This window comes from Thiomonas sp. TH-17, assembly GCF_057473305.1.
The window spans coordinates 1-13,261 of record NZ_JBYCKI010000282.1 but is presented as its reverse complement, the minus strand read 5'-3'; the positions used below and the strand labels follow the sequence as shown (position 1 = coordinate 13,261).

Annotated in this window: 11 protein-coding genes; 5 read left to right on the top strand and 6 right to left on the bottom strand. The window is 63.7% G+C overall.

Annotated elements, in window-relative coordinates; translation table 11 throughout:
- Nucleotides 1-300, top strand: a 300-nt coding sequence (locus AC2VLV_RS15880; RefSeq protein WP_486990901.1) for a squalene/phytoene synthase family protein, incomplete at its 5' end; no start/stop codon positions are given.
- Nucleotides 301-316: 16 nt separating this feature from the next.
- Here the strand turns inward: AC2VLV_RS15880 and AC2VLV_RS15875 are convergent.
- From AC2VLV_RS15875 to AC2VLV_RS15865, 3 genes are read right to left on the bottom strand one after another with little or no spacing between them, the layout of a single operon-like run.
- Entirely contained in the window at nt 317-2,329 is a 2,013-nt protein-coding gene (locus AC2VLV_RS15875; protein ID WP_486990900.1) for an acetoacetate--CoA ligase, read from the bottom strand.
- Between the two features lie 22 nt (nt 2,330-2,351).
- On the bottom strand, nt 2,352-2,795 hold the full coding sequence (locus tag AC2VLV_RS15870; protein WP_486990899.1) for an acyl-CoA thioesterase: 444 nt from the start codon (nt 2,793-2,795) through the stop codon (nt 2,352-2,354).
- Between the two features lie 11 nt (nt 2,796-2,806).
- Nucleotides 2,807-3,589, bottom strand: a complete 783-nt coding sequence (locus tag AC2VLV_RS15865) for an SDR family oxidoreductase (RefSeq protein WP_486990898.1) — start codon at nt 3,587-3,589, stop codon at nt 2,807-2,809.
- Between the two features lie 176 nt (nt 3,590-3,765).
- Between AC2VLV_RS15865 and AC2VLV_RS15860 the strand changes: the two genes are divergently transcribed.
- Genes AC2VLV_RS15860 through AC2VLV_RS15845 form a run of 4 tightly spaced genes read left to right on the top strand, consistent with a single transcriptional unit; the run spans nt 3,766 to nt 8,512 of the window.
- Nucleotides 3,766-4,314 (top strand): phosphatase PAP2 family protein, encoded by a 549-nt coding sequence (locus AC2VLV_RS15860; RefSeq protein ID WP_486990897.1) that lies wholly within the window; start codon nt 3,766-3,768, stop codon nt 4,312-4,314.
- 56 nt (nt 4,315-4,370) lie between these two features.
- A complete protein-coding gene (gene moaA, locus AC2VLV_RS15855) occupies nt 4,371-5,507 on the top strand; it encodes a GTP 3',8-cyclase MoaA (RefSeq protein WP_486990896.1) in 1,137 nt (378 codons plus the stop codon).
- An 8-nt stretch (nt 5,508-5,515) separates the two neighbouring features.
- Complete coding sequence (gene asnB / locus AC2VLV_RS15850; RefSeq protein WP_486990895.1) at nt 5,516-7,432, top strand: asparagine synthase (glutamine-hydrolyzing); 1,917 nt, start codon at nt 5,516-5,518, stop codon at nt 7,430-7,432.
- Nucleotides 7,433-7,456: 24 nt separating this feature from the next.
- A complete protein-coding gene (locus tag AC2VLV_RS15845; RefSeq protein ID WP_486990894.1) occupies nt 7,457-8,512 on the top strand; it encodes a GNAT family protein in 1,056 nt (351 codons plus the stop codon).
- Nucleotides 8,513-8,869: 357 nt separating this feature from the next.
- Here AC2VLV_RS15845 and hemH read toward each other — a convergent pair whose 3' ends face one another.
- Genes hemH through rpoD form a run of 3 tightly spaced genes read right to left on the bottom strand, consistent with a single transcriptional unit; the run spans nt 8,870 to nt 13,205 of the window.
- Nucleotides 8,870-9,964 (bottom strand): ferrochelatase, encoded by a 1,095-nt coding sequence (gene hemH, locus AC2VLV_RS15840; RefSeq protein ID WP_486990893.1) that lies wholly within the window; start codon nt 9,962-9,964, stop codon nt 8,870-8,872.
- Nucleotides 9,965-9,976: 12 nt separating this feature from the next.
- Nucleotides 9,977-10,897 carry an adenylate/guanylate cyclase domain-containing protein gene (locus tag AC2VLV_RS15835; protein WP_486990892.1) on the bottom strand — a complete coding sequence of 307 codons (921 nt, stop codon included), beginning with the start codon at nt 10,895-10,897 and terminating at the stop codon, nt 9,977-9,979.
- A gap of 55 nt (nt 10,898-10,952) precedes the next feature.
- Nucleotides 10,953-13,205, bottom strand: a complete 2,253-nt coding sequence (rpoD, locus tag AC2VLV_RS15830) for an RNA polymerase sigma factor RpoD (RefSeq protein ID WP_486990902.1) — start codon at nt 13,203-13,205, stop codon at nt 10,953-10,955.
- Between the last annotated feature and the right edge of the window lie 56 nt (nt 13,206-13,261).

Genomic DNA, 13,261 nt, shown 5'->3' with positions numbered 1-13,261 from the left:
CTGCAGCGGCACGGCGTCAAGGCGGTGGACTTGCAGCAGCGCGTGGTCAGCCCGCCCATTCGCACCCTGCTGCAGGAACAAACCACGCTGGCCCGCGCGGCTTTGAACACCGCTCGCGGCGCGCTGACACCCTACCCTGCCGCGCAGACCGCGCCTCTGCTGGCGCTGGGCGCCATGTCGGACGCGCTGCTGAACGAAATCGAACGGGCCGACTTTGCCGTGCTGCACCAGCGCATCAGCCTGACGCCGTTGCGCAAGCTCTGGATCAGCCGCACCTGCACCTTGCGGCGCAGGACTTAGCGGTTAGCGCAAGCATTCAAGCTCGTTCAAGTTCCGCACGCAGGGCGCGGTATTCGTCGAGCGCCTCGGGATTGGCCAGCGCCGAGAGGTTCTTCACCGCATCGCCGTGGATCAGGTTGCGCACCGCGATTTCCACGATTTTGTTGCTCTTGGTGCGCGGAATGTCGTGGACCTGAACGATCCGCGCGGGCACATGGCGCGGCGTGGTGTTGTTGCGAATCTGGCGCTTGATCGCGTCGATCAGCGCCTCGTCGAGCACCACGCCGTCGCGCAGACGCACGAACAGCACCACGCGCACATCGCCGTAAGTGCCGGGTGGCCAGTTCTGGCCGATCACGATCGATTCGAGCACCGCGTCGATGCGCTCGACCTGGCGGTAAATCTCCGCCGTGCCGATACGCACGCCGCCGGGATTGAGCGTTGCATCCGAGCGGCCAAAAATGATGTAGCCGCCGTGCGGCGTGCGCTGAATGTAGTCGCCATGCCACCACACATTCGGGAACTGCGCGAAATAGGACTCAAAGTATTTCTGGACGCCTTTTTCCAGACTGCCGTCCACCAGAAAACCCAGCGGCATGGAGGGAAAGGGCTTGGTGCAGACCAACTCGCCTTTTTGCCCGTCCGCCAAGGGTTTGCCGTCGTCACCCGCCACGATCACGGCCATGCCCAAGGCACAGGCCTGAATCTCACCGCGCCAGACGGGGTTCATGGGCGACCCGGCGATGAAACAGGCCACCAGATCGGTGCCACCTGACAGGGAACTGAGGCAGATGTCGGCCTTCACCTTGCCGTAGACGTAGTCGAAGCCCTCGGGCGCCAGCGGCGAGCCGGTTGACATGAGGGTGCGAAGATCGGCGAGGCGGTGCGTATGCATCGGCGCGATGCCCGACTTGCCCAACGCCTCGATGAACTTGGCCGAGGTGCCGAGGTGCGTGAAGCCCACCGCATCGGCGTAGTCGAACAAAATGGCGTTGTCGCGCACACCGGGCGAGCCGTCGTAAAGGCAAACCGTCGCCCCCTGGCTGAGCGCAGACATCAGCCAGTTCCACATCATCCAGCCGCAAGTGGTGAAGAAGAACACGCGGTCTTCGGGATGAATATCGACCTGCAGCCGCATCTCGGCCAGATGCTTGAGCAGCACCCCGCCGGCGCGGTGCACGATGCATTTCGGCGCCCCGGTGGTGCCGCTCGAATACAGGATGTAGACCGGATGATCGAAGGGCTGCGCCGCGTATTGCACCGCCTGCGGGGTGAATGGCGCGAGCGCATCCTCCCACACCTGAGCGCCGGCAATCGGCGCAACGCTCAAGCTTTGCCCGCGCGCCTGCGCCACATAGGGGACGACGACGGTCTTCACCAGCGAAGGCAATTGCGGAACCAGCTCGGCGAGCTTGTCGAGGTTGGAAAAGGTTTTGCCGTTGTAGAAATAGCCGTCACAGGCAATCAGCACCTTGGGCAGGGTCTGGCCGAAACGATCGAGCACGCCTTGCACCCCAAAGTCGGGCGAGGCGGACGTGAAGGTGGCGCCCAGGCTGGTCGCCGCGAGCATGGCAATCACCGTCTCGGGCATATTGGGCATATAGGCCGCAACCCGGTCTCCGGGCTGGACGCCACACTGCTTCAAGGCTTGCTGCAGCCGGGAGACTTCGGCGTGCAATTCGCGCCAGCTCAGGCGGCGTTGCACCTGATCTTCGCCCCAGAAATGCAGCGCAATGGCATCGTCATTGCGCTGCAGCAGGTTCTGGGCGAAGTTGAGGCGGGCATCCGGGAAAAATCGCGCGCCGGGCATGCGGTCGGCATCGATCAGCACCCGCTCGCCTTTGTGCTCTGCGATCACGCCGGAGGTCTCCCACACCGCATCCCAGAACTGGGCCGGCTCGGCAACCGACCAATCGAGCAAGTCTTGGTAAGTCTGCAACTGCAGGCCGTGGCGCTCATTCACCCAATGACGAAATGCCTCGACGTGCGAAGCGGCAATGCGCTGCGACGAGGGCGACCACAGCGGCTGGTTGGTTTCGGAATCTGGCATGACGCAATCTCTCGAATAGATGTCAGGCGTGCTTTGAAGTGGTGTTCTGCGTGAGCAACTCTCGCAGCCTATCGGGCAAGGGCGCGCTCTTGCGCCGCGGAAAATCCACCCAGACCACGCGCGAACCGCCGCTGGCGTAGATCGTTTCGGGATCGTCGGTGCGGCTGAGCAAGGTGTAGGTGTCGAAGCTGGTACGCCCCACATCGGTGGTGTAGAGCCGCGCCAGCACCTCGCCCGGATACTTCAATTCGATCTGAAAATTGCAGAACGCGTTGACGATCACCGGCCCCAGCCCTTCGGGATTGGCGGGCACGCCGGTTTCGCGCAGCCACTCCAGGCGGATGATTTCCATGTAGCGGAAATAGATCGTGTTGTTCACATGGCCCATCGCATCCATATCGCCCCAGCGTATCGGCAGGGTCAGGGTGTGGACCAGTTTTTTTTGTTCAGGGATTTCGAATCGCATCCGGCTTTTCCTCAAATGCCAAAGCCATCGTCAGCCGTCAGGATGGCGCCGTTGACCAGGCTGCTTTGCCCACTGGCGAGCATGACCAGCATGGCGTCGAGGTCTTCGGGCTTGCCCAGACGTTTGCGCGGCAGCATCTGCATCAGACGCTGGCCCGCCTCGGTCTGCCAGTGATGGTGGTTCATCTCGGTATCGATATAACCGGGACAGATGGCGTTGACATTGATGCCGTACTTGCCCCACTCCACCGCCATCGCCCGCGTCATGTGAATCACGGCGGCCTTGCTCATGGCATAGACGCCCAGCTTGGGCATCACCCGCAGCCCGGCCACCGAGGCCAGGTTGATGATGCGCCCGCCAGCCCAGGTACCCGGCGTCACGCCCAGCGAACGCGCCACCATGCGCCGCGCTACTTCCTGCGCCACAAAAAATGCACCGCGCACATTGGTGCCGAAAACGTCATCGAAATCTTCCGGCGTGGCGTCGAGCAGCTTTTGCTGCGCGGAAATGCCCGCGTTGTTCACCAGAATGTCGATCGGCCCCATCTCGGTCTCGGCATGCGCCACCGCCGCGCGGATGCTGGCGGTATCGGTCACATCGAGTTCGACCACATGAGCATCGCCCCCCTGCCCTTCGATGCGGGCCCGCAGTTCCTTGAGCCGCTCCATGCGCCGACCGCTGAGCACCACGGCGGCTCCTGCTTGCGCCAGCACCTCGGCAAATCGCCAGCCGAGCCCGCTCGATGCCCCGGTGACCAGGGCAACGCGGCCCGAAAGTTCGATGGTGTATGCCATGTCTATCCTTGAGAAGAAAGCGCAGCAGGCTGCCCGCCGATTCCTGGCCGACTGCCTTGCGCTGATGACACAATGGTAGAGGCAGCCGAGATGCCGGTCGGCTCGGCCACGGCTAAGCCTGCAGTGCAACAATCCGGTCACGCTTCACGCACCCCACAACCGCACCCAGCTCAACCATGCAACAGCGACAGCCCAGCCTGCTTCAGCGTTATCTGCATTGGGAAGAAGGTTTGACCCTCGCGGCCAACCGTTTGAGTCGGCAGGCCTGGGTGCGCCGCCTCTTTTCCGCCATCAGCCGCCTTGGCAACGGCTGGGGCTGGGCGGTCATTCTGTCCTTGCTGCTCTTGCTTGACAGGCGCGAGGCGATCTCGCCGATCCTCTGGATGATCGTGACTACGTTCATCGGCACCGGCCTGTACTGGTCGATCAAGCGCCTGGCAGCCCGTCCGCGCCCGAGCGAACATTGCCATCGCATCGTGCTCAGCGAACCTCCGCTCGATCAGTTCAGCTTTCCTTCCGGCCACACCCTGCATGCGGTGAACTTCACCCTGCAGATCCTGTTTTTCGCCCCGATACTGGGCTGGATCGCCGTGCCGTTTGCCCTGTTGATCGCTGCATCGCGGCTGATTCTGGGGCTGCATTACCTCTCCGATGTCCTCGTCGGCGCGGTGCTCGGCATGCTGCTCGCCACCTTCGCCCTGGCCTTGCGAATCTCCGTGATGTGAGCAGGCCCGGGGGCCGAAACAGCGCGGCGTCCGCCCGCTTTGTCGATAATGGCGATATGTCCGAACGCATCATTCCCATCGTCGACCATCATTACGCTGCAAGCGTGCCGTCCGTCCCTCCCGACACCGGCAGCGCGTCGCAGCAGCCGACCGACCGCTTTCACCGCCCACTGCACGATTTGCGGATCTCGGTGACTGATCGCTGCAACTTTCGCTGCACTTACTGCATGCCGAAAGAGATTTTCGACAAGCACTATGAATTCCTGCCACATGCCGATCTGCTGAGCTTCGAGGAAATCACCCGCGCAGCCCGGGTTTTCATGGCTCTGGGCGTGCGCAAAATCCGGCTCACCGGCGGCGAACCGCTGCTGCGCAAAAACCTCGAACGACTGGTGGACATGCTGCACGGCCTGCGCACCCCAGAGGGCCTGCCGCCCGAACTGACGCTGACGACCAACGGCTCCATCCTCGCCCGCAAGGCGACCTTGCTCAAGGAAGCGGGGCTCGACCGTGTCACCGTCAGCCTTGACGCGCTGGATGATGCCGCCTTCCGTCAGATGAACGATGTCGACTTCCCCGTGGCCGAGGTGCTGCGGGGCATTGACGCCGCCCTGGCCGCTGGCCTCGGGCCTGTGAAGGTGAACATGGTGGTCAAGCGCGGCACCAACGACGCGCAGATTCTGCCGATGGCAGAACATTTCCGCGGCACCGGCGTGGTGCTGCGTTTCATCGAATACATGGATGTGGGCAACACCAACGGCTGGCGCATGGACGAAGTGCTGCCGTCGCAGCAGGTTATCGACCGCATTCACGCCGTCCATGCGCTACACCCGCTGGAGCCGCACAGCGCCGGCGAAACCGCCCAGCGCTGGGCCTACGACGACGGCGCAGGTGAGATCGGCGTGATTTCCAGCGTGACCCGCGCCTTTTGTGGCGACTGCAACCGCGCCCGGCTGTCGATGGAAGGCAAGCTCTACCTCTGCCTGTTCGCCACCCACGGCCACGACGTGCGCGCCCTGCTGCGCGGCAATCCGCGCAGCGGCTTGGCCCCGGTCAGCGACGAGCAGCTGCGCGCCGCGCTGGCGCAGGTCTGGACGGCGCGCGATGACCGCTATTCCCTGCTGCGCGGCACGGCAGCAGGCCTGGCCCAGCGCGCTGAACGCAGGGTTGAGATGTCTTACATCGGCGGCTGAAAACGACCATGTGCGGCATCGCCGGACGTCTGAACTGGAACGCGCCCATCGACCCCGCGCAGCTCGCCGCGATGATCGGCCAGCTGCATCACCGCGGGCCAGATCAGCAGGGGTTCTACAACAAAGGGCCGATCGGTCTGGCCCACGCCCGCCTGAGCATCATCGACCTGTCCGGCGGCGACCAGCCGATGTGCAACGAAGACGGCACGGTGTGGGTAGTCTTCAACGGCGAGATTTTCAATTACATCGAGCTGCGCGCCGAGCTGCAGCGCCGCGGCCATCGCTTCGCCACGCAGTCCGATACCGAAGTGCTGGTGCACCTGTATGAAGACCACGGCGACGCGCTGGTCGATCAGCTCAACGGCCAGTTCGCCTTCGCCCTGTGGGACGTGCCGCGTCAGCGCCTGCTGCTGGCGCGCGACCGCACCGGCATCCGGCCGCTGTTTCACACTCGCGTGCCGGGCGGTCTGGCCTTTGGCTCTGAGGTCAAGGCCTTGTTCGCCCTGCCCGAAGTGCCGCGCCGCCTCGACGCCCAGGCACTGGGCGAAGTCTTCACCTACTGGGCGCCCCTGCCGCCGCACGCTGTGTTCGAAGGTATCGAATCGCTGCCGCCCGGCCATGTGATGTCGGTCGATGCATGCGGCACGCAGACGCGCCGCTATTGGGATTGGAGCTTTCCCCCAGCCCCGATCGAAGACGACCGCTCGGCCGCCGCCTGTGCCGACGAGCTGCGCGACCTGCTGATCGACGCCGTGCGGCTGCAACTGCGCGCCGATGTACCCGTGGCCGCCTACCTCAGCGGCGGCCTCGATTCGTCCATCGTCACCACCCTGATCCGCCACTACACCGACACGCCGCTGCGCACTTTTTCCCTCACTTTCGACGATGCCGAATTCGACGAAAGCCCCTGGCAGCAGCAACTCGTGCGCCACCTGGGCACCGATCACACCACGGTGCACTGCACCCGCGCCGACATCGCCGCCGCCTTTCCGCGCGCCATCGCCCACACTGAGACGCCCATCGTGCGCACGGCCCCCGCACCCATGATGCTGCTGGCCGCCGGGGTGCGCGCGGCGGGCTACAAGGTGGCGCTCACTGGCGAAGGCGCCGACGAAGTCTTCGGCGGCTACGACCTGTTCAAAGAGGCGCGGGTGCGCCGCTTCATGGCCAGGCAGCCTGCGTCGCGCTGGCGCCCCCGTCTGCTCGAACGCCTCTACCCCTATCTCAAGCACTCACCGGCCGCCGGGCGCGCGATGACCGAACGTTTTTTCCGCGAGGGCGAAGCGCATTTCCGCGAGCCCTGGTTCGCCCACCTGCCGCGCTGGACCACCACGCGGCGCATCACCGGCTTTCTGTCGCCGCAGTGGCGCGCCGCAGCCACTGCGGCCGACCCCATCGCCACCATCGCCGCGCAACTCCCCGCCGACATCTCGCGCTGGGAGCCGTTGTGCCAGGATCAGTACATCGAGGCGCACACGCTGATGTCGGGCTATCTGCTGTGTTCGCAGGGCGATCGCATGGCCATGGCGCAGTCCATCGAGACCCGCTTTCCGTTTCTCGATCACCGGCTGATTGCCTTCGCCAGCCAACTCCCTCCGCGCTACAAACTCATGGGCTTGGTGGAGAAATACCTGCTCAAACGCAGTATGGACGGCCTGCTGCCCGACGCGCTGCGCCATCGCACCAAGCAACCTTACCGCGCCCCAGACAGTCAAAGTTTTTTTCACAACGGCGAACCCGTCGATTACGTGGCCGACCTGTTCAGCGCGGCGCGCCTCAAAGATGCTGGCTACTTCGACCCGCAGGCGGCGATTCGCCTGTTCGACAAGGCGCGCGCCGGAAAAGTCATCGGCTTTGGTGACAATATGGCCTTTGTCGGCATGCTCTCCACCCTGCTTCTGCACGACCAGTTCATCCGGCGCTAACCCTTCTCAAACCCGCGCTCCTCCATGACCGCAGCACCGTCCAGTTACGCCGCGTTGCCCGCCGATCTGCAGACCGATCGCAGCACCATCGTGTCGCTCTGGGTGAGTAATCTCGGACACCCCGAGCGCCGACAGGACAAATACGACTGGTTCTACCTGCGCAACCCCGCTGGTTTTCCGCAGGTGCTGCTGGCCCATTCTCCTTCCGAAAACGGCGAGGCTGTGGGCGTCATCGGCCTTGCAACCCGGCAGATGCGTCTGGCTGGCCAAGCCTTGAACGCGGGACTTCTGGCTGACTTCGGCGTGACGGCGGAACATCGCACGCTGTATCCGGCGATGCTGCTGCAAACGTCACTGCGCGATCGTTTTTTGCCGCAGTGCGGACTGATCTACGGCTTCCCCAACCCGAAGTCAGAACCTGTGGTCAAGCGCCTGGGCTACAAGGTGGCGGGGCGCATGGTGCGCTACGTTCGCGTGCTGCGCAGTGCCAACTATCTGCCTGCGCAAATCCCCCACCTGGTGCGCCGTGCCGTGGGGCACACCGCAGACTGGTGGCGGCATACCCTGCGCAGAACCCGGTACGCCCACGACTTTCATGGCCGGCGGACTCAATGGATGGACCAGCCCGATGCCCGCTTCGACGTGCTGTGGGGCGTGCAGAAAGACCCCGCCTTGCTCATCGGCTTGCGTGATCGCCGTTACCTAGCCTGGCGTTTCGAGTCGAAGCCCTGGAGAAAATTCCGCTTCCTGACCTTGAGCGCCAAAAACGACGGGCTCATCGGCTATGCCGTCTGTGAGGTCGTCGGCAAGGTGTTGCATGTGCGCGATCTGCTCTGCCACCCAGAACATCCGGACAGCCTGAATCTGCTCTTTGACACCCTGTTTCGCGACGCCTACGCCGACGGTCGCAGCAGCGTATCGTTTGAATTTCTCGGCCCTGCCAACATGCTGAGCAAATTGCATCAACTGGGCATGTTGGCGCGTGATGCCCGCAACGTGTTCTGCACCATGACGCCAGAACAAGCCCAGGCGCTCGAGCAGGCGCAGTGGTACCTCACCAGCGCCGACGAAGATTACTGAGAGCCCCTGGGCAGGGCTGCGACCGCCCGCGCCGAGAAAACTTTGGTCACATGCGCGACGTGCTCCGCCCGCAATCCCACGGAACTGTCCGCTCGTGTTGAGCACTCACTCTTCAAGACTTGTGCGCTTTTGGCACTCTTGAAGGAGAGAGAAGATGTCTCTGGCTGAACTGGTGCTCTACCTCTTGGCAATAGGCGTGATCGGGCTTGGCGCAGGGCTGCTGGTGCAGTTCTGGCGGGAGGCGCACTCGACGCCCCGCGATTCAACCCTCTAAGCGCCCCCAGGGCCGGGCTACGCCCAGCCCGCCCCCCATGGGGGTCAAGGAAACTTGGGGCGGCCCTGCGTTTCCTTGAGAACTCACAGATTTTCCGCACCCACGGCCTTGGCCCGTTCGCGAGTCTGCGCGAGTTGTTCGGGATCGGCGGCCACGGCCGTGTTCCACCCTTGCAGATGAGAGGCCAGCAGACTGCTGAAACCCTGCGCCCAGTGCGTCTCGGCGTTCAGGCAGTCGATGTAATGAAAGACCTTGCCGCCGCTGGACAGGAAGGCGTCTTTGCCCTCCATGGCGATTTCTTCCAGCGTTTCGAGGCAATCGACGCTGAAGCCCGGACAGGTCACATCAACCCGAGCCACACCCTCTTTGGCCAGTTGGCGTAGGGTGGGTTCGGTGTAGGGCTGCAACCACTCTTGCTTGCCGAAGCGCGACTGAAACGTCACCGCGTAATCAGCAGCTGCCAACCCCAGGCGTTCGGCGAGCAGGCGTGCCGTCTTGTGGCACTCGCAGTGGTACGGATCGCCCAGCTTGAGCGTGCGCGCCGGCATGCCGTGAAAGCTCATCACGAATTTGTCCGGCCGACCCTGTTGCTGCCAGTACGCCTCGATTTTTCGCGCCAGGGCCTCGATGTAAAGCGGCTCGTCGTGAAAGTGATTGAGCACCCGGAGTTCGGGCATGCGTCGGCTGCGCCGCATCCAGGCCGTCACTGCGTCCAGCGTGGAGGCCGTGGTTGCCGCGCAATATTGCGGATAGAGCGGCACCAGCAGGATGCGGGTGACGTTTTGCCTGGCCATCTCGTCGAGCACACTGGCCACAGACGGGTTGCCATAGCGCATGGCATAACGCACTTGCACATGATGACCAAGCCGAGTCATTTCGGCGGCAACAGCCTGCGCAAGGTCGGCCGTGCCCGACTGCAGGGGCGAGCCGCGCTCGGTCCAGACCGAGGCGTACTTGGCGGCGGATTTGGAGGAGCGAACCGGCAGAATGATGCCGTTGAGGATCAACCACCAAACCGGCTTGGGAATTTCGACCACCCGAGGGTCGCTGAGAAACTCACCGAGGTAGCGGCGCAAGGCCGATGCCGTCGGCGCATCGGGCGTGCCCAGATTGACGAGGAGGATAGCCGTTTGTGGTGCGGAGCCGTGCGAATACGCCGTGGGGTCGGACAAGGGCATGAGAACCTGAGTTCAGTGAGGATGGATCTGGAACATCACCGTGGGCGCGGTCGGGTCGGACGGCTTGGCGCCAAGGGTGATTTCGCCTTGGCCATGCAGCACGCACTCGTTGCGCCGCAGCGCCAGCGTGGTGTCATTGCCCGTGTAGCGCACCCAGGTGCCGTTACTGCTGAGGTCAGTCAGCATGAAATAGCTGCCGCGCCAGTCGATGCGCGCGTGTTGACGCGATACCCGCAGGTCGTTGACCGGGAAGTCCGCACCGGTCGTGCGCCCGATCACGATGGGCATCTGATCGGCGGCATAGTCCACGCTGGTATCGAGCCAGGCGAGATTGAGCAACTGGCTGCTGTAGTCGATGCGCGAGGGCACTTGCGGCATGGTCTGGCCCATGTCGACCTGCGCTTCCCAATCGACCTGATGCACCGGAACCGGCACGTCGTAGCCGCGCAGAAAAATAGCGCCGAGGCTGCGCAGGCGGGCCAGCAACTCCAGCGGCAGCGCTTCCATCACGGCGTCGCCGATGAGAATTTGACCGGTTCCAGCGGAGTCGGACAGGCGCGAGGCCGCATTGACCGGATCGCCAAAACAATCGCCCGGCGCCAGCACGACCACGCCACGGGCGATGCCGATCTTGAGAGGTAGTTTTTGCCGGGCGCCACTGGCATCGACCGCGCCCGAGGTGGAGCAGGTGCGCTGAATGTCGATGCAGGCGTTGAGCGCTGGGGTGTTGTGCTCGAAGGTGGCGAGTATGCCGTCCCCCAGCGTTTTCACCACATCGCCACCCGCCGCCTTGAAGCTGCGGGCCATGTTCGACACGACCTGTGTGACCAGCGCCGTGGCTTCGGTATTGCCAAGAGATTGGAACAATGCCGTGCTGCCGACGACATCGGCAAACACGATGGTGCGGACAGCCGTTTTTCGCGCGTTGGTCATGCCCGAAGTCTAGCGTGTGCGCCTGTCCGCCGTGTGGCGGGCAGGCGCGCGCGGATCAAAGCGTGTCGAGAAAGCTGCGCAGTTTGTCGGAACGGGTGGGATGCTTGAGCTTGCGCAGCGCCTTGGCCTCGATCTGGCGGATGCGCTCGCGGGTGACGTCGAACTGCTTGCCCACTTCTTCGAGCGTGTGGTCGTTGGCCATCTCGATGCCGAAGCGCATGCGCAGCACCTTGGCTTCGCGCGGCGTGAGCGAATCGAGAATCTCCTTGACCACGTCGCGCAAACCCGCCTGCATGGCCGCCTCGGTCGGCGCCAGCGTGCCCGAGTCTTCGATGAAATCGCCCAGGTGCGAATCGTCGTCGTCGCCAATGGGCGTTTCCATGGAGATCGGCTCGCGCGCGATCTTGAGGATCTTGCGCACCTTGTCCTCGGGCATTTCCATCTTCTCGGCCAGCACGGCGGCGTCGGGTTCGGTGCCCGTCTCCTGCAGATGCTGGCGCGAGATGCGGTTGACCTTGTTGATGGTCTCGATCATGTGCACCGGAATCCGGATGGTGCGCGCCTGATCGGCGATCGAGCGCGTAATGGCCTGACGGATCCACCAGGTGGCGTAGGTCGAGAACTTGTAGCCGCGGCGGTATTCGAATTTGTCCACCGCCTTCATCAGGCCGACGTTGCCCTCCTGAATCAGGTCGAGGAACTGCAGGCCGCGATTGGTGTATTTCTTTGCGATGGAGATGACCAGTCGAAGGTTGGCCTCGATCATTTCGCGCTTGGCTTCGCGCGCGGCCTGCTCGCCCAGGCTCATCTGGGTGTTGATTTCCTTGAGGTCGTCGAGCGGCACCACCACCCGGGTCTGGATGTCGAGAAGCTTTTGCTGCAGCTCTTTGATGGCCGGCACATTGCGGCTGAGGATGACGGAATACGACTTGCCAGAGGCCACATGCTTGTCCACCCACTTCAGATCGAGCTGATGACCGGGGAAGGACTTGATGAACTCCTCCTGCGGCATGCCGCAGCGATCGACCGCATAGCGCCGGATCTCGCGCTCATAGCGGCGCACTTCATCCACCTGCGCACGCAGCAGATTGCAGAGCTTCTCGACGGTTCGCGCGGTGAAGCGCACTTCCATCAGCGCGGCGGAAATCGCCTCCTGCGCCTTCAGGTAGCTGGCAGAACGGTAGCCGTCCTTGTCGTAGGCGCGGCGCATTTTCATGAAGGCGTCATGCACGTCGGCAAAGGCCTCCAAGGCTTTGCCCTTGAGTTCTTCGAGCTTCATGGAGGTGGCGCCGGCGCCGCCGTCTTCGTCTTCTTCACCGCTCTCGTCCAGCGAGTAGTCGACGTCTTCTTCGGCCACATAGTCGTCGGATTCGTCGTCCGACACCATGCCGTCCACCACTTCATCGACCGGCAATTCGCCGTGATGAATACGCGCCGCCATGGCCAGAATCTCGGCCACAGTCGACGGCGAAGCGGAAATGGCCAGCATCATCTGGCGCAGGCCATCTTCGATGCGCTTGGCGATGACGATTTCGCCTTCACGCGTGAGCAGCTCGACGGTGCCCATTTCGCGCATATACATGCGAACCGGGTCGGTGGTGCGGCCGAATTCAGCGTCGACGTTGGACAGCGCCGCTTCGGCCTCCTCCTCGGCTTCCTCTTCGCTCGACGCGGTCGGCCCATGCTGGTTGAGCAGCAGGGTCTGCGCATCGGGCGTGGTTTCGTACACCGCGATACCCACATCGTTGAGCATGGAAACAATGGTTTCCATCAACTCGGGATCGGCCAGATTGTCCGGAATGTGATCGTTGATTTCCCCGTAGGTCAGGAACCCGCGGGTCTTGCCCATCTTGATCAGGCTCTTGAGTCGCGCGCGCCGACGCCCCAGTTCCTCATCGGTGATGTTGGAGTCGTCATAGCCGAACTCCTTGAGCAGTTGCTTCTCACGGGCGCGCGAGGCCTTGCGCGTCTTGGGCACGGGCGCGGCGGCCACTTCTTCCACCACCTCGACTTCGGCAGCGAGATCGACTGCCTCCACCTCTTCACTCAGGTCTTCCGGCAAATCATCGGCCGACTCTTCCACCTTGCTCTTGCGGCCACGGCGCGCGGCAGGCGTCTCGGCCTCGACCGTCACAGCGCTCGCCTTGGGCGGACGACCCCGCTTGGGCGCTGGGCTGGTAACCGATGCGGTGGGCTTTGTCGCTGCCTTGGCCGCCTTGACCTCCACAGCAACCCCTTCTTCTGCCACCGCACGACGGGCCTTGCCGCGCGGCGCGTCCACAACGGGACGCACCTCGGCGGGACTCACCTCGGCGACCGCGGCCTCTTTGCGGGATGCGCCCCGCGGGGTGGGAGTCTGCGTTT